We start from the raw sequence: 16,851 nt of genomic DNA, 5'->3' as shown, positions 1-16,851 counted from the left end.
AACCGCTGCGAACTTGTGCCCGCAGCGGTTGAACTAGCCGATTAGAACAGGACGTACATATTAATGGCGGTTACTTTGCTGCCTGAAACTTGTGTGTTGGTCAAATTAGTAGGATTAGGGTTAAGGTTCGTGGAAACCGCATTCCAATACGATCCGGTCTGATCAACCCACGACAAACGAGCCAGCATGTTTTGCGCAAACTTGTAAGTAGCTGTCAAGTAAATCGCGTTATCTGACATGTTGTTGTTACTTGCATCAGCCACACCACTGCTGGCGCGACGGATGGCCGCACCGATCGTGGCAACTTCCGGAATGACGCCGATTTCCGCATCAATGTTGAAGGAACTACGAGTCAGCGTACCTCCGTTAAAGGCATTAGGAGCCTCATTTGTGGCAGCAGCAGGAGCCCTTGCATAGCTGAAGTAGAAGCCAGTTGGCATGTCACCCAGCGTGCCCTGCATCTGGCCATCGATCGCCCATGCCTTGCTCTGCATCATTATTGCGCTTGTGGCGGCAGCGGGATTAACATTACTACCATCGTTCAGCGATGAACCGCTCCAGTTCTGGAAGCCCAAAGCGGAATCCCAGCCTGCCAGATCAAACAAGCCCGCTACGCGCAGATAGGTGGAACCCAAGGTTGCTTGTTGTCCGGTTGCCATACCGCTCATGTTGAACTTGGTGATGTTGACGAAGCCCATGTCGCTGTTCACCACGGCTGCAACACCATCCGCGCCCGTCGCAGTGCCGATGTACTGTTGTGCAGAGACCGCGTTAATGAACTCGCTCTTTTGACCTAAAGGAGCACTGCCCAATGCATTACCAACGGTATTGGTAATCGAATGGATGGCATTGGCACCGGTATTCAAGTATTCAAAACCGTAGGATGCACCTTGGCCGTTTGTGGCGAAGGGAACCATACCAGCATGGATACCGCTGCTGCCAATTTCGGGCAGGATTGCCAGTTTGCCGGAATCGATTGCGGCTGCACCCGATAGGGTGATCTCGGATAACCAGCCAGCATAATCACTCACACGGCCACCGACGAATAGGGACGCTTCACCGGCAATGCCGGGCAGGTAGAAACCGCCGTTACCTGCATTCTTTGTGACGCCAGAAAGGTTAGGATTCTGGTTGGTCTTGACATAGCCCATGCTGGCCAGGAAGTTCATGTTCAACGTATCCGGAATCGACAGGCGGTCGCCTTCGATCTTGCCTTGCGCGCCCACCATGGTGAAGCCGCCGGACTTGAATGCACGGCCAAAGCTGTTCAGCGCCGGAAAGTGCTGGAAGTGACAGGCGGAACAGGCCATACCGGTTTGGCGTGCAAACGCCGGTAATGCCGATGCTTCAGGTGCAAATGCGACCGCAGCCATCACGCCCGCCAGGGACAGTACGATTTTCTTCATTGCGTTTCTCCTCTTGTTGATAATCTCACTAAAACTTCCCAACGTATCCCTTGCGCACCGTTAAATTAAAGTTAAGCACACAAGCGTTGGGGAGGATGCTAACAATCAATATGTAAAGTAATCGTTAATAGAGGGTAAAGAAAAGGTTAAATAAACATTTTTGAGACACTTTATATCAAGTGTTAATCATTTTTTAGCTAAACTACCGTTAACCATAATAATAACATTGGTTTATAGGGTTGAAGATTAATTGCTTCCATAGCCAACTTTTTCCTGCATTTGCGACAGCCTGATAATTGGATTGTGGCGTTTACTTTTTTTAGTTGATGGGATGCCGCGCCGCGCCCCGGATTGATCCTGCAGTTTTTTTAATTTCCAATTACCAAAAAAATAGGGAGACCGAAGTCTCCCCAATCTGGGTTCCACTATTTGCCGTTGTGTGATGAGTAGAGCGCCAGCCCTCTCTGGTGCAACCTTCTGCTCTCCCCTTATCACAGAAGATCGCGAACTAGTCTCAACTCACCCGCATGGCTTGATAGTTGTTATATTTTTATTGGAACACCAATTCCTTCTACCTCGTTGTAACCGGCTTGCCTCATCCGTTGCTCACTCGCGCTTGCAACGGATGAATTAGCCAATTAGCTCAGGACGTATTAGAAGCCCATTGCCAAATCTATTGTGTAAACATTGTTGCCGTATAGATTGGGATTGTTTGTTGCATTGAAGCTGTAAATATCACCCGATTGGTGGACGTAGGTCACTTCTGCACGTACGTTCAGGGCGATGGAGTAAGTTGCACCCACCATGATTGCATTGTCGGATGCGTTTGCACCGTTAGCTACACCCGTTGCCAGCAGTCCTGCGTCTTGACCACTCTTGCCGAAACGGAAGCCAGCTTGCACCGTTGCGATACCGGGAACGACACCCAATTCAGCGCCAACTGTGAGTGCGTGTTTGGCTGCAATAGCAGTGGTGGTTGAACCGCCGTTATTGTACAGGTTGCCCATACCGTTGCTTCCCATCGGGGCATTTGCATACGATGCAACGAAGGTCAGAGGCAAGCTTCCAAGCTGACCCAGCAACTGAGCGTCAATTGCCCAAGCTTTGGTTTGTACCGGCATGCCCGCAGCGCCACCAGGACCACCAGCAAGGGTGTCGTTTACGCTAGTACCGCCCCAGTATTGACCACCGACTGCGAAGTCATAATTCGGGATCAGATCGCCGGTCATCCAGGCACCACGTGCATAGGTTGATGAATCCGCACCGTACTTACCCGTACCCGTGTTTGCGCCGAATTTTGCCAAGTTTGTGAAGAAGGAGTCGTTGTTTGCAACAAATGCCACGCCATTCGCATTGGTTGCTGTGCCGATATATTGTGCGGCGGAAATGACAGCCATCGCATTCTGGTTAAACGCGTGGACATTGACCGCGCCGGTATCCAGAATTTCAAAGCTGTCTGCAACGCCGTTGGAGGTGCTGAACGGGATTTCCAAGGTCTTAACGGTATCCCAGTTTTGCACGAACGGAACCTTAAGCCTGATCAGCGATGATGCGGCTTGTCCCGTGCCAGCGCCTGAGATGCTGTACTCAGCCTCAAAGCCGATGTTTTCGCCTACGCGCCCGCCAAAGAACAAGCTCACCTGCTGAGGAATCTGCAGCGAACCGTTATTGGTTGTCTTGCCATTAATGCTGCTGGTGCCAGGTGCACCAGGTGATCCATCAGACGGACCGTTGGTCTTGGAATACTGCATGTATCCAACGATAGCGGCATTCAAAGTGGAAGGAATGGAAAGTCCTGGCGATGTATCGCTTTTCGGATCCTCGATCTTTTCTTCGGTACCCACCATGGTGTAACCGGCAGACTTGAACGCACGACCGAATGAATTGATTGCCGGGAAATGTTGTTGGTGACAGGCGCTACATGCCATACCTGTTTGACGTGCAAATGCCGGTACAGCTGATGCTTCAGGTGCAAATGTGGCTGCTGCCATCACGCCTGCCAGAGACAGTACTATTTTCTTCATTGCAATTCTCCTCCAGAAAATTAACCCATTCGGGAACAAACGTCCCAAATCCAATTGGTAAAACGGAAACATCTTGTGCAACGTGACTCCCCTGCTTCATGCACAAGTTGGTAGGGATACTAGCAATGGCTTAGTAAAACACTCGTCAATAGAGCGTTAAAGTTTAGTTAATTTGCGTTTATTGCAACAGAACTTTATTTGGGAAGCAGATTGCTGGAGAAGCTCATCAATACTAGCTGGCAGAGTAATCGATCACCGCTGAAGTACCTACACCTTCTTTGCTGTCGAGGGTTATGCGCCAACCGTAACGATCGCATATGCGTTTCACAAGCGACAAGCCGACGCCGGCGCCGGCGCTCGATGCCCCCTTGTAATAGCGCTCCATGGCACGTTCCAATTCTTCCGGGCGCATTCCGACGCCGGTGTCCGTTACTGTCAGCTTTTCCGCTTCGACCTTCAGCAAAACAGAACCGGATTTGGTATGGAACAAGGCATTGCGGATGAGGTTGCCGATCACGATCTCCAGCAGCGGGCGTTCGACGATCAGAGTGGCTTTGGCAATTGTTTCCACGTCAAGGCGTATCGGCCGTTCGCCGACCAGGTGCCGGTGCTTCTCGACGCAGGCAAGCGCCACGTCAGACACATCGCAAGGCTGTTCATCTGCCGCCCCCAGGTGTTCGCGCGCCATCAGGAGCAAGGCCGAGGTCAGGTCTATCATGTCCTGGGTGGCGCGATGGATGCGTGTGATGCGTTCCTTCTGTTTTGGCGAAAGCGACGCATCCTGCTCCAGCACTTCGACGGCGCCCAGCATGATGGCGAGCGGCGTGCGCAATTCATGGCTCACATCCGCGGTAAAGAAATTTTCCCGCTCGATGAATTCCCGCAAACGGCGCAGATAGCGGTCAAAGGCCCGCGCCAATTCCCCCACTTCGTCGTTGCTGGTCTCCTTGATCCAGGACAGGGACAGATCGGTATCGCCCGGCTCGGCCTGCCCGACCTGTCTGGCCAATCGGGTAACCGATGAGGTGACGCGGCTCGCCAGCCAATATCCTCCGGCGGCAGAACTGAAGATCATGAACAAGGCAAAGGTTTCCACATAACGGAAATACACCGCTTCGTGGAAGTGCTGCAGCTGCGTATCGAACATCATGATGTAACGCGCGCCATATTTGTCGACAACCAGAACGCGGTAGTCGATATTGCCGACCGTCATGTTGTATTTGCCCGGCGTCAGCGCTTCAACCTCGTAGGGGATGTTTGGGCTGCGCTTGGTGTCCGAAATAACGTAGCCCTTGATGGATACGGTATTCGGCTCGATGAATATCGATTCGCTGGCGTGCTTGTTCAGCTCCTCCAGCAATGCCTCGTCCATGAGCTGATGCCCGATATGCTCGACGGTCAGGTAGGCACCGGCGGCAAGCAGGATGCTGAGACCCGCCCCGAAGATCGCATAAAAAAATGCGACCCTGAAGCGCAGACTATTGGTCTGGAACATCCGGGCTGACCAACTGGTAACCAAAACCGCGCATCGTGCGCAGCAGCTTTTTCTCGAAAGGCTTGTCTATCAGTTCCCTGAGCAAATGCACATGCGCCCGCAGCGAATCGCTATCGGGGCGCCCTTCTCCCCATACGATATGCTCGATGTCTTCGCGATTGACCACCTGTGGAGAGCGCGACATCAGGATCTCAAGAATGCGGTAAGGGATAGGCGGCAGTTCGATCGCTTTGGTGCCGCGTTTCACGGAGCATGTGAAGGGATCAAGGGTGAGATCTTCCACTGTCAATTTCTTCTGTTTCTGGGTGTGGTCTCCGCCGCGCCTGAACAGCACGCGCAATCTCAATTCCACTTCGCGCAGCTCGGCCGGCTTGACCAGATAATCGTCCGCACCGGCTTCCAGGCCGGCGATCTTGTCTTCCAGCGAATCGCGCGCCGTGATCATGAGGACCGGCGTGTCCTTGCCGCCTTCTTCTCGCAGCTTGCGGCAGAGTGTGATGCCATCCATGCCGGGCAACATCAGGTCGAGCACGATCGCATCGTATTCATTGACCAGCGCCAGGTGCATGCCGGTGATGCCATCCCCGGCCGCATCCACGACATGACCTTTCGTTTCCAGAAAGTCGAACATGTTGGAAGCCAGGTCCCGGTTGTCTTCGATAATTAGTACGCGCATAGTTTATTTCCCGTATTCCTTCACAATTCCCATTTGTCGACGGCTGATTGGCAATTTCTCTTCCAGCCCCTTTACGTTCATCAGCCAGCCACTTTCGCCCTCATCGCCGCCTTTTTCAAACCCCATGACAGCGTCTCTTGCCACGAGACAGTTACGATGGATGCGCACAAAGCGTGTGGCGTATTCTTTTTCCAGCGCCGTGAGCGACTCTTCGATGAGATATTCGCGCTCGGCAGTGCGCACTGTAACGTATTTCAGTTCCGCCCGCAGGTAGAGTACCTGGTCGATGGGGATCAGCAGCACTTTGCCGCGCTCGTGGGCAGACAGATTGCTGCGCGCTTCCGGGGTGAGTTCACGCAGCACTTCGGTGCGTATCGGAACCAGATCGCGTGCCCTGGACAGCGCATCGAACAGGCGCCCCAGCCGGATCGGTTTGAGCAGGTAGTCTATGGCGCGCTGTTCGAATGCCTGTATGGCATAGGCGTCGTAAGCCGTCGTGAAGATGATCAGCGGAGGCTGTGCGAGTTTGTTCAGATGGCCTGCCAGCTCGATCCCGTCCATTTGCGGCATGCGTATGTCCATCAGCACAACTTCGGCGGGCGTCTCGGCAAGCTTGTCCAGGGCCTCTTGCCCGTTCGCTGCTTCGCCCACCAGTTGCAGAGGAAACTGGGCGGCGCAGTCGGCAAGCTTCTCCTTGAGCCGGTTGCGCGCGGGCGTTTCGTCATCCACGATGAAGACGGTGAGCGGCAAGGTGATCGTGTCGGTCATGCTGTCTGCCCCAGAGAAATGGATATTTCGCGTAGCGTCTCCCGGTACCCCTCTCCCCGCGGGATAACCAACGACTTGCCCGCTTTCGGGCTTAGTCGGATGGCTAGTAGTTCCACCAGAGGGGGCACGGAGGTGAGGGAACGATCATGGCGCATACGATTAATCATATTTCAGATTGCGCCTTGATTGTCACGTAAGGGATAAGGATATGAACAATATATCGATCCGCATCGGTCTCGACCTGGTATTTCGCTTCGACGTCAAACAGCAGGTCCAGACGTTCACGGATGTTGGAGAGCGCCATCTTGTTGCCCGAGGTGCGTGTCGCAGCCTGATTTTTAGCGGGGTTGCTCACTTCCATATGCAATTCGTCGCTCTCCCGATACACCCTGACATCAATGATTCCTCCTTCTGCCAGGGGTTCAATTCCGTGGTAAACAGCATTTTCCAGCAGTGGTTGCAGGATCAGCGGCGGAATGAGCGCGTCTGGCGGCATTTTTTGTGTATCCCAACGCACCTGAAGGCGTTCGCCCAAACGCAATTCTTCTATAGCCAGGTATTGCCGTGCAAGCTCCACTTCCTTGCTTAACAAGACCAGTTCTTTCTGATCCGTCATCGCCATACGGAACAGATCCGCCATGTCTTCCAGCGCAATTTCTGCACGCTTGGGATCGTCCCGCATGATGCTCAGCACGGTGTTGATGGTGTTGAACAGGAAATGCGGCCGGATGCGCGCCTGCAAGGCCTGCAGCCTCGCTTCATGCCGCGCCGGAGAGAGCGCCTCTGCCCGCAATCGGAAGTAATAGAGCAATATCAATGCAAAGGCGATGCTTATCAACGCATGGCGTATGTAGCGAAATGCCCCGAGTTCCGCTCCGGAAAACAGATCCCCGCCCAGCATATCGATCAATACGGTAACCGTCGCCACGATGGCTGATACGGCCAGCATGCCCTGCCAATAGGGCATCCGGCTTAACACAGGATTGAATGCATACAGCAACAGCAGGTTGGTAAGCAACACGGGTTGCAGCAGCGCAGAACCCCGAAGCAGGCTGTTCAGCAGATTGCCGAGTGAGATGGACTGCAACGCCAGACCGAACAGCGCAATGCCGTTGGCCAGCAACACGATGCGCAGAACCGTGCCCAGGTTTACGAAGCTGGGCAACAGCTTGGGGGGAATGTTTTGATTTATACTGCGCGTCTCACTCATAAGTATGCAAACTTTAAGGTTCATTCCCCCTTCCTAACCTTCCCCCGCAAGCGGGAGAGGAATGGATAGAAGGTTTGGCCGCTCATTCTGGACAAGACATGGCAACGATGCAAGACAATCAGACATGGTCGGGGCGCTTCAATGAACCCGTGGCGGAATTGGTGAAACGCTATACCGCTTCGGTGGATTTCGACAAGCGCCTGGCGCTGTTCGACATCCAGGGTTCCCTGGCGCATGCTCAGATGCTCGCCGGCTGCGGCATCATCTCCGCGCAGGACCTGAAAGATATCCAGCGCGGCCTTGGGCAGATCGAGAGCGAGGTCGTCAGCGGCGATTTCGTCTGGCAACTTGACCTGGAAGACGTGCACCTGAATATTGAAAAGCGCTTGACCACGTTGGTCGGAGATGCGGGCAAACGCCTGCACACCGGGCGTTCGCGCAATGACCAGGTGGCGACCGACATCCGTTTGTATCTGCGCAGCGCGATCGACGATATCACGCTGTTGCTCAAAGGTTTACAGACCGCTTTGCTGGATCTGGCGCAACACCACACGCACACCATCATGCCCGGATTCACGCATCTGCAGGTTGCCCAACCGGTGAGCTTTGCGCATCACCTGATGGCGTATTTCGAGATGTGCCAGCGCGATGTGGAACGTTTCGGCGATGCGCGTCATCGCGTCAACCGCCTGCCGCTCGGCGCGGCGGCGCTGGCCGGAACCAGTTACCCGATCAAGCGCGAGCTGGTGGCCGAACTGCTGGGTTTCGAGGCGGTGTGCCAGAACTCGCTGGATGCCGTGTCCGACCGCGATTTCGCCATCGAATTCACCGCCGCCGCCGCGCTGACCATGACGCACCTGTCCCGCCTGTCGGAAGAGTTGATCCTGTGGATGAACCCGCGTTTCGGCTTCATCGACATCGCCGACCGCTTCTGTACCGGCTCTTCCATCATGCCGCAGAAAAAGAACCCGGACGTGCCGGAACTGGTACGTGGCAAGACCGGCCGCGTGAACGGGAATCTGGTCGCGCTGCTCACTTTGATGAAAGGCCAGCCGTTGGCCTACAACAAGGACAACCAGGAAGACAAGGAGCCGCTGTTCGACACGGTGGATACGCTCACCCAGACCTTGCGCATCTACGCCGACATGATGGGCGGCATTACCGTCAAGCCGGAAGCCATGCGTCGTGCGGCGTTGCAAGGGTATGCCACGGCAACCGACCTGGCCGATTATCTGGTGAAGAAAGGTTTGCCGTTCCGCGATGCACATGAAACCGTGGCCCTGGCAGTGCGCTTTGCCGAGCAACGCGGAGTGGATCTGGCAGAACTCAAGCTGGAAGAATTGCAGGAATTTTCCAACCAGATCACTGACGACGTCTTTGGTGTGCTGACACTGGAAGGCTCGCTCGCCGCGCGCAATCACACCGGAGGCACCGCTCCCAAGCAAGTGGAAGCCGCCATCGGACGCGCTCGCAAGCTGCTATCCGCCTGAACTCCGGGCAAAAAAACGGGCCACCTTGCGATGGCCCAGAATAGGAGGAGAGTATGAAAGATTGAGTTGGTTGCAACTCAAGGCTCTAACAACTCAAGTCGCATTCTAGGGACACGTTACCATGTTGCATATATGCCAAACGGTCTATATACCGGCCTATACCTTTCGCCCAACCGTGCCCCACCCTTCAAAGTGATTGAATCACTGCGCTATTTACTCCGTTTCCCGCCGCTGACCCGCTCTATCCCGGCAATATCTTTTGCCGACATCACTCCGGCAAACCCGTGCTGCTGCAATATTGATCGCACCTTGTCGGCCTGGTCATAACCATGCTCCAACAATAGCCATGCATCGTGCCCAAGGAAATCTTCCGCCTGTGCCACGATGCGGCGGATGTCGTCCAGTCCGTCCGCGCCTGAAGCCAGTGCAGTGATCGGCTCGAAGCGCACATCGCCTTGGGAGAGATGCGCATCGTCTGCCGCAATATAGGGTGGATTGGAGACAATGAGGTTGAAGTGCTGCCCGGCCAGCTCGGAGAACCAGTCGCTCTTCAGGAATCTTGTATTTGCAATGCCCAGTCGCCGGGCATTCCCGGTTGCCACCTGCAACGCTGCTTCCGAAGCATCCACTGCCACCACGTCGGCATCGGGTCTTCTTTGCGCTATGGAGAGCGCGATCGCGCCGCTACCCGTACCCATATCCAGCACGCGAACTCTCCCTCTCCCACCGGGGTAACCAGCGACTTGGCTGGCGTAGTTTGGCAGCCTAGTCGAATGGCTAGTAGTTCCATCAGGATGTTGGAGAGGGGGCATGTGTTGTAACGCCAATTCGACCAGCAATTCGGTTTCCGGACGAGGAATAAGTGTGTCCGGAGTCACCTTGAAGCTCAATCCATAGAACTCCCGCTCGCCCAAAATGTGTGCGACAGGCTCACCCTGTAAGCGACGTTGCAACAAGGAGTCGTAGGCTGCTTGCTGGGTTGCATGCAACACCAGTTCGGAATGCGCCAGCAAATAGGAGCGCGGAACTTGCAGGACGTGCTGCAGCAGGCATTGCACTTCGATGCGGGCAGTCGCCGCGCCGAGATCGAGCGCTGTGTTCAGCCGCGCCGCATCGGCCTGCAGGATGTCCTGAATGGATCGCAAGGCATCAGCTTTCTTCTGCCAATGCCGACAATAGTTCGGCCTGGTGCTCGGCCATCAGGGCATTGGTCAGTTCGCTGATGTCGCCGTCCATGATCTGGTCCATCTTGTAAAGCGTGAGGTTGATGCGATGGTCGGTGACGCGCCCCTGAGGGAAGTTGTATGTACGGATGCGTTCTGACCTGTCGCCGCTGCCCACCAGCGATTTACGCTCGGCGGCAATCTTGCTGTGCGCGGCCTGTTCCTGTTTATCCTTGATGCGAGCCGCCAACACGCGCAGAGCCTGCGCCTTGTTCTGGTGCTGCGAGCGTCCATCCTGGCATTCGACCACTGTCCCTGTGGGAAGGTGCGTGATGCGCACGGCGGAATCAGTCTTGTTGATGTGCTGACCGCCCGCGCCGCTGGCGCGGAAAGTATCGATGCGCAAGTCGGCGGGGTTGAGTTCCACTTCACCCACTTCGTCGGCTTCCGGCAGGATGGCGACAGTGCAGGCAGAGGTGTGGATACGCCCTTGCGTTTCGGTTGCCGGCACGCGCTGCACGCGATGGGCTCCCGACTCGAACTTCAGCACGGAATAAGCACCCTGGCCGATGATGCGGGCGATAACTTCCTTGTACCCGCCCATTTCACCCAGGCTTTCGGAAATGATCTCGACCTGCCAGCGGCGGCGTTCGGCAAAGCGTACATACATGCGAAAAATATCGCCTGCAAATATCGCCGCCTCGTCGCCGCCCGTCCCGGCGCGCACTTCGAGGAATACGTTGCGCTCATCGTTGGGGTCTTTGGGCAGCAACTGCTTTTGCAATTCAACTTCCAATTGTTCCAGACGCTCGCGACCGGCCTTGATCTCGGCATCGGCAAATTCGCGCATGTCCGGATCGCCCGCCATCTCCTGTGCGGTGGCGATGTCCGCCTCGCAGGCTTGGTAGGCGTGGTAAAGCCCAACCACCGGTTCGATTTCGGAACGTTCACGATTGAGCTTGCGGAATGTGCCCATGTCACGCGTGGCCTCTTCGCTGCTCAGCAGGCGGGTGACCTCGTCCAACCGCTCACTCAGTTGGGCGAGTTTGGATGCGATGCTCGGTTTCATTCGGGGGAGTGCAGGTGGTAGATGCGGTGTACCGCTTCCAGAATCGCTTCGCGTTCGCTCGCCTGTGCCTGGTTCAAAGCCTGGGTGGGAGCGTGGAGGAATTTATTGGTCAGGGATGCGCTCAGCAAATCCAGCACCTTTTCAGGACTCTCGCCTTTCGCCAGCAGACGCAAGGCTTTCTCCATTTCGGCGCGGCGCTGGCGTTCAGCATGATCGCGCAAGGCGCGGATGGTGGGCACCATTTCGCGCGATTGCATCCAGTGCATGAAATCATTGACGCCGGAATCGATGATGACTTCGGCTTCTTTCACCGCTCCCTGGCGCGCATCCAGGCCGTCGCGCACCACATCGGACAAGTCGTCCACCGTGTAGAGGAAGACATCGTTCAATTCCGCGACTTCCTTTTCCACGTCGCGCGGCACCGCAAGGTCCACAATGAACAACGGGCGATGCTTGCGTGCCTTGAGTGCGCGCTCGACCATGCCTTTGCCCAGGATCGGCAAGGGGCTGGCGGTGCAGGTAATGATGATGTCGTGATGTGCCAGTTGTTCCGGCAACTCGTTCAGTGTGATGGCATGGCCATTGATGCGCCGCGCCAGGACTTGCGCACGCTCCAGCGTGCGGTTGGCGACGGTGATGTGTTTCGGGTTGCGTGCGGCGAAATGCACGGCATTGAGTTCTATCATCTCGCCCGCGCCGATGAACAGGATGCTCTGCTCGGAAATGCTGGGGTAAATGCGTTCCGCAAGTTTGACGGCAGCCGCTGCCATGGAAACCAGATTGGCGCCGATCTCGGTCTGGGTTCGCACGTCCTTGGCAACCGAGAAGGTGCGCTGGAACAGCTTGTGCAGCAAAAATCCCAGTGTACCGGCTTGCTCGGCCTGGCGCACCGCCTGTTTCATCTGCCCCAGTATCTGCGGCTCGCCCAGCACCATGGAGTCCAGCCCGCTCGCCACGCGGAAAGCATGCTTTATGGCTTCTTCCTGCGGCAGACGGTAGATGTACGGTTCGATCTCGTTGGCAGGCAAATGGTGGTAGGCCGCCAGCCAATCGACCGCCTGGGTTGGCGCGCTGGTGCTGCAATAGATCTCGGTACGGTTGCAGGTGGAAAGGATCGTTGCCTCTTTGGCGGCACCGTTATCCACCAGGTCGCGCAGAGCGCTATCCAGCGTCTCGACATTGAACGCGATCTGCTCGCGCACGGCGAGCGGCGCGGTCTGATGGTTTATGCCGAAAGTGAATAACTGCATGGAATGAACGACTATCCGGGTTCGCAAGGATGCCGATTATAGTTGCTGGGCGGGCCGAATACCAGCCAACCGTCCGGCGTATGCCTTGTTACTTCTTGGGCTGCAGCTGGGCCAGGGCCATTTCGGCATCGGGGCGCAAACGGCTGTCGGGATGCTTCTTCAGGAAGTCGGAGAATCCGGCCTGGGCTCCCGTCATATCGCCCGTGTCAGCCAATGAAACGGCTTTCTTGAAATCCGCCAATTCGTCGGCATCGATCTGGGGGTTGGCTTCGCCCTTCCAGTAGACCTCTTCACCATCGGCCTGTGACCCGCGCACCCCCCCCACAGCGGTCGTCGTACTAATTTTCTTCTTGGGGGTAAGCATTTCGATCTTTCTGCGCAGGCGCTCCCAGAACGAAAGTCCCTGATTATCGTCTGCGCTGTATGCCGGGGCGGCGCACACAGCGCTCAACAACACCAGCAACGCGATCACTCTTTTCATGTAAATCTCCTTGGTTTAGGCTGCCTCATATCATTACGGTACATCCGAATCAAAGCGTATTCAATAGCTCCAATTCCAGTGCCCGGTGTCCTTCCTTGACCGCGGGATCAATCGACTGCGCCTTGACGAAGGCAGCCTTGGCTTTCTTGACGTCTTTGGTCGCCTTATAGGCACGCGCCAGATTTACCCATATATTGGCATCACCGGGAGATATCTGAGTCGCCGCCAGATATGCCTTTTGTGCGTCCTGATATTTATCCTCGATCATGAAAATATTGCCGCGATTGTTCATTGCTGCAGAACTCTTGGGTTCCAAAGTGAGTACCTTGTCAAAATACTTCATCGCTTCGTCGCGATCTCCGGCCTTGGCCAGGATGATGCCCATCTGCAAGTGCGCATCCACATCGGACGGGTTCGTTTTGATCGCATTGAGATAACGCCGCGTCTTGGTCTGGGAACTGATCTTCAAAACAGACATGTAGTCGGACGGAAATTTCTTTTCGATCTCGGCACGAGATATCTCACTTTGCTTCAAGCTAGAGTCCGGCAGGCTCGCCGGTTTATATTTATCCCAGGAAACATGGGCATCGAGCACCGTGAGGCCTTTGTCCTTCCACTTGTAATAGGTTGCTGCGCCTTTTTCCCAGGCAGGAACGAAGGCGCTGCCCAGTAGCGTGGTTTCCACCGGAATCCACAAGCGCCCCTCGTAGATCACGTACATATTGTCCATGGTATAGCCGTCATCGTCCGCCAAGATGCCGGCGGAGAACATCATGAACATATGACCCGGCACCTCCAGCACGCGTGTATCAATCCCCATGCTTTCCAGCGCTGCTGAATAAAGTGCCACCAAGTCGTCGCAATCGCCGGACTTGCGCTCCAGGGTTTCGCGCGGGAACTGGACATAATCGACGGTATCCACCTTGCCCGAAGTGATCTGGTAGGGATTGGTTGGGTCCGGAATGTAAGTCATGCCGTAAACACCCAGCATGTCAAACACGACAGCGGCCAGCTGCGTCTGATCCTTGGTTTCCTTGAATTGAGTTACCACCGAACGGACAAGACTCATCACCGGAGGATCCTTGGGGGTGATAAAGGCTGCATAACGATCCTGATCGTCCCATGTCAGCCGATGCTTCTCATAGACATTTACCGTCGGATTCTTGTTGAATGCCACGCGTTTGCCGTCATCGAAATAGCTCGCTTCGATCATTGCCTGCACGGAACTGTCCTCGGTAATCGTCAGGATGCTGTTGTTGAAAACGGCCTTGAGCGCAACTTCCGCACTTTCCCCCGGCAACAGCTTGTCCAGTTTGGTTTCGGTCGGGAAGTCCATGAAATCGCGCAGCTGGAACGTCACCTTGAGCCGCTCCATGGTTTTGTTGGTATTGTTGGTCAGCTTGATCTGGCCGATCCCGTCGCGTTCGTAGATCTTGTAGGAGTTGGAAAATACGTCGCGCAACTGAACGACTTCGATCTCAAGCGGCGGGCGGTTGAAAATCTGCGTGGTCGCTTCTACCGGGACTTTTTCCGACTCAGTTCCGTCGCTGCTCAATATCGAAACGTAATAGGTATATTTGGTCTCGGGAGTCAGTGCTTCCTTGATGAATTCAGGCTGCGTCACTTCACCGATCTTGGTGAATTTTTCGCCGTCTTTTTGATAAATCCGGTAAGCCCCGAAATATTTGCTGTCGACCGCCGCCCAGTTCATTTTCACCTGCCACGGCGTGGTCTGCACTTGTACGGCCGCAAGGGCCGACGGTACAAATTTGGTCGGCACTCCACCGACTACCGCGCTGGTCGCACCTTCATAGCCGAAATAGGTTTCCCCGCTGATGCGGTAGTAGTAATGAACATCCGCATCCAGATCCGGATCCACGAACTGATTGTTCGCACTGGTACCAATCTGCACAAAATTCTCGTCCTCGTTCCTGGAGCGGTAGATACGATACTGCTTGATATAGGGCGAGGATGCCTGCGACCAGTGCAGCTCGACGGAATGTACCTTGCCCTGTGCCGTCAGCTGTTGCGGTGCTTCCGGTTTCAGCAAAGTGCTGAACGCCTGCATGCGCTTATTCTCAATATCCGAAATCATGAAATTGGTGCCGCCGCCATACGCGATGGCAACCGGGTCGTCGAACGCACCCACGCCATTCCCCTTGGCTCCGAAACTGCGTACCAACTGCCCCTTGGGCGAAAACACCTTGACCTGATTTCCGTCCAGCACCAGCACTTCGTCGTTCGCCGCAATCAGGGAAACGGGGGAAGACAACAGACTTCCGTCCTTGGTCTTGCCAAATTCACCGAGCGATTTCCCGGATGCAGCATAAGCCAATACGCTCTTACGCGAGGAATCGAGAATGTACAAATTGTCGTTCTGGTCGAACGCCATGGCGACAGGCGAGCTCATTTTGGCCGAATTGTCACCGTTCAGAGCGTTCAGGAACACGCCGTCTTCCCGGAAAATCTGCACGTTGCGATTGGACCGGTCAGCCACAAACACCATCCCCGAATTCGATATTGCGATCGCCGACGGATTATCGAATTGCCCGGCTCCGCCGCCTTCCTTGCCAAGGCTGGAAAGTACCTTGCCGCTCTCGTCCAGTTTTGCCGCGCGATAATTCTTCTTGTCCACAACCCAGACCGCACCTGACTTGTCGACCGTCACTGCGGCCAGTTGCATATCGTTCAGCTTGATCGCTCCGGCGACCGCACCGTTACGGATAATCACCAGGCTCTTCTTGTCCTTGCCTATGGCATAAAAGGTTTCCTTGCCATCCCAGGCCAACTGGCCCACTTCTGCCGGAATGTTCTCCAGCCATTTTACCGACGCTCTTCCCGCGACTTTGGGCAACTGTTCTTGTACTTTTCCGGCTTCAACAACGAAAGCCTCGATCAACGATTTCTTTGAATCGCCGACATACACTTGCTGTGCCTTGTCTACTGCCAAGCCGGACAAGTTCTTGAACTGCGCCTTGCCTTCCCCTTTGGAGCCAAAGCTGTATTCGGGATTGGCGTCAAAATCATATTTCAGGATGCTGGAACTGGTCTCATCCGCAACATAGATTCCGTCTTCCGCCACGCACATCGCAACGGGCTTGCCGTTTTTCGGCAGCGAACGCAGATACAGACCTTTCGCATCGTATATCTTGACCGATTTCGCATCCGCATCACGCACGTATATCCGACCCAGCGCATCCAGTGCGATATCGGTCGGCTCGCCCAGTTTGTAGGTTTTTTCCTTTTCCGCGGCGCTGCCAGGAGTTGCGCTCAATGCCAGCGTGGACAGGAAGACACCGTTAATACCGTACATCTGTATCCGCCCATTGCCGCTATCCGCGACATACACCACGCCTTCATTGACCGCGACGCCCTGCGGCTCGTCGAGCGCAAAATCGCTCGCGAGATTGCCGCCCGATTTGCTGCCGAAACGGCCCGTATACTTGCCCGAGGACAAGTCGTACATGACGATCTGGTTTGTCTTGCTGTCGGCCACATAGACGGTTGCATTGGCAACCGAGACGGCCTCGGGCTTCCTGAGCAATTCCGTATCCCCGTTTTTCGCAGCCAGGGTCATTACAGTCTTGCCTGCCTGGTCAACAACATTCACCGAGCCGTCCTGGCCGGTGATGTAGAGATTGCCGCCATACACTCCAAGCAATTTGCGCAATTTTGGCGCAGGAATTTCACTTCGGAAGTCGGCTTTGGAAAAGCCGTTGGTCGCGCCGGTTCCGGCATCAGCCGCCCATACACTGGAAGAAAAAAGCAGTAACGAAATTACGATGAATATATTTCTCATATCCCTAGCCTATTCAAGTA

The 16,851-nt window shown here is 55.2% G+C and carries 12 protein-coding genes; 1 reads left to right on the top strand and 11 read right to left on the bottom strand.

Features of this window, described 5'->3' with window-relative positions:
- Positions 1-41: 41 nt before the first annotated feature.
- The 6 genes from QOY30_RS00855 to QOY30_RS00830 form a co-directional block, all read right to left on the bottom strand.
- Positions 42-1,406, bottom strand: coding sequence for a hypothetical protein (locus QOY30_RS00855; RefSeq protein WP_283742751.1), 1,365 nt, complete (start codon positions 1,404-1,406; stop codon positions 42-44).
- A gap of 653 nt (positions 1,407-2,059) precedes the next feature.
- On the bottom strand, positions 2,060-3,430 hold the full coding sequence (locus QOY30_RS00850; RefSeq protein ID WP_283742750.1) for a hypothetical protein: 1,371 nt from the start codon (positions 3,428-3,430) through the stop codon (positions 2,060-2,062).
- Between the two features lie 232 nt (positions 3,431-3,662).
- A complete protein-coding gene (locus QOY30_RS00845) occupies positions 3,663-4,925 on the bottom strand; it encodes a sensor histidine kinase (RefSeq protein WP_283742749.1) in 1,263 nt (420 codons plus the stop codon).
- Positions 4,909-5,601, bottom strand: a complete 693-nt coding sequence (locus QOY30_RS00840) for a response regulator transcription factor (RefSeq protein WP_283742748.1) — start codon at positions 5,599-5,601, stop codon at positions 4,909-4,911. Before QOY30_RS00840 ends, QOY30_RS00845 begins: the two co-directional genes overlap by 17 nt.
- Before the next feature lie 3 nt (positions 5,602-5,604).
- Entirely contained in the window at positions 5,605-6,369 is a 765-nt protein-coding gene (locus QOY30_RS00835) for a LytR/AlgR family response regulator transcription factor (protein ID WP_283742747.1), read from the bottom strand.
- Positions 6,370-6,532: 163 nt separating this feature from the next.
- Positions 6,533-7,603: a sensor histidine kinase gene (locus tag QOY30_RS00830; protein WP_283742746.1), complete on the bottom strand. Its 1,071-nt coding sequence runs from the start codon at positions 7,601-7,603 to the stop codon at positions 6,533-6,535.
- Positions 7,604-7,677: 74 nt separating this feature from the next.
- Between QOY30_RS00830 and argH the strand changes: the two genes are divergently transcribed.
- Positions 7,678-9,069, top strand: coding sequence for an argininosuccinate lyase (argH, locus tag QOY30_RS00825; RefSeq protein ID WP_283742745.1), 1,392 nt, complete (start codon positions 7,678-7,680; stop codon positions 9,067-9,069).
- Between the two features lie 209 nt (positions 9,070-9,278).
- Here argH and prmC read toward each other — a convergent pair whose 3' ends face one another.
- From prmC to QOY30_RS00800, 5 genes are all read right to left on the bottom strand, one after another.
- Positions 9,279-10,214 carry a peptide chain release factor N(5)-glutamine methyltransferase gene (prmC, locus tag QOY30_RS00820; protein WP_283742744.1) on the bottom strand — a complete coding sequence of 312 codons (936 nt, stop codon included), beginning with the start codon at positions 10,212-10,214 and terminating at the stop codon, positions 9,279-9,281.
- A 4-nt stretch (positions 10,215-10,218) separates the two neighbouring features.
- On the bottom strand, positions 10,219-11,301 hold the full coding sequence (gene prfA, locus QOY30_RS00815; RefSeq protein WP_283742743.1) for a peptide chain release factor 1: 1,083 nt from the start codon (positions 11,299-11,301) through the stop codon (positions 10,219-10,221).
- Positions 11,298-12,551: a glutamyl-tRNA reductase gene (gene hemA / locus QOY30_RS00810; RefSeq protein WP_283742742.1), complete on the bottom strand. Its 1,254-nt coding sequence runs from the start codon at positions 12,549-12,551 to the stop codon at positions 11,298-11,300. Before hemA ends, prfA begins: the two co-directional genes overlap by 4 nt.
- Positions 12,552-12,639: 88 nt before the next feature.
- Positions 12,640-13,032: a tol-pal system YbgF family protein gene (locus QOY30_RS00805; protein WP_283742741.1), complete on the bottom strand. Its 393-nt coding sequence runs from the start codon at positions 13,030-13,032 to the stop codon at positions 12,640-12,642.
- Between the two features lie 49 nt (positions 13,033-13,081).
- Positions 13,082-16,831: a tetratricopeptide repeat protein gene (locus tag QOY30_RS00800; RefSeq protein WP_283742740.1), complete on the bottom strand. Its 3,750-nt coding sequence runs from the start codon at positions 16,829-16,831 to the stop codon at positions 13,082-13,084.
- Between the last annotated feature and the right edge of the window lie 20 nt (positions 16,832-16,851).

It is taken from the genome of Sideroxydans sp. CL21, assembly GCF_902459525.1.
Lineage (GTDB): Bacteria > Pseudomonadota > Gammaproteobacteria > Burkholderiales > Gallionellaceae > Sideroxyarcus.
This window is presented reverse-complemented; position numbering and strand designations above follow the sequence as displayed.

What these genes read in the sequence shown, in the direction of transcription:
- QOY30_RS00805 (WP_283742741.1), bottom strand. Translation starts at nt 13,032, where the DNA reads ATGAAAAGAGTGATCGCGTTGCTGGTGTTGTTGAGCGCTGTGTGCGCC.
- QOY30_RS00830 (WP_283742746.1), bottom strand. Translation starts at nt 7,603, where the DNA reads ATGAACCTTAAAGTTTGCATACTTATGAGTGAGACGCGCAGTATAAAT.
- prfA (WP_283742743.1), bottom strand. Translation starts at nt 11,301, where the DNA reads ATGAAACCGAGCATCGCATCCAAACTCGCCCAACTGAGTGAGCGGTTG.
- QOY30_RS00845 (WP_283742749.1), bottom strand. Translation starts at nt 4,925, where the DNA reads ATGTTCCAGACCAATAGTCTGCGCTTCAGGGTCGCATTTTTTTATGCG.
- QOY30_RS00835 (WP_283742747.1), bottom strand. Translation starts at nt 6,369, where the DNA reads ATGACCGACACGATCACCTTGCCGCTCACCGTCTTCATCGTGGATGAC.
- argH (WP_283742745.1), top strand. Translation starts at nt 7,678, where the DNA reads ATGGCAACGATGCAAGACAATCAGACATGGTCGGGGCGCTTCAATGAA.
- hemA (WP_283742742.1), bottom strand. Translation starts at nt 12,551, where the DNA reads ATGCAGTTATTCACTTTCGGCATAAACCATCAGACCGCGCCGCTCGCC.
- QOY30_RS00850 (WP_283742750.1), bottom strand. Translation starts at nt 3,430, where the DNA reads ATGAAGAAAATAGTACTGTCTCTGGCAGGCGTGATGGCAGCAGCCACA.
- QOY30_RS00800 (WP_283742740.1), bottom strand. Translation starts at nt 16,831, where the DNA reads ATGAGAAATATATTCATCGTAATTTCGTTACTGCTTTTTTCTTCCAGT.
- QOY30_RS00840 (WP_283742748.1), bottom strand. Translation starts at nt 5,601, where the DNA reads ATGCGCGTACTAATTATCGAAGACAACCGGGACCTGGCTTCCAACATG.
- QOY30_RS00855 (WP_283742751.1), bottom strand. Translation starts at nt 1,406, where the DNA reads ATGAAGAAAATCGTACTGTCCCTGGCGGGCGTGATGGCTGCGGTCGCA.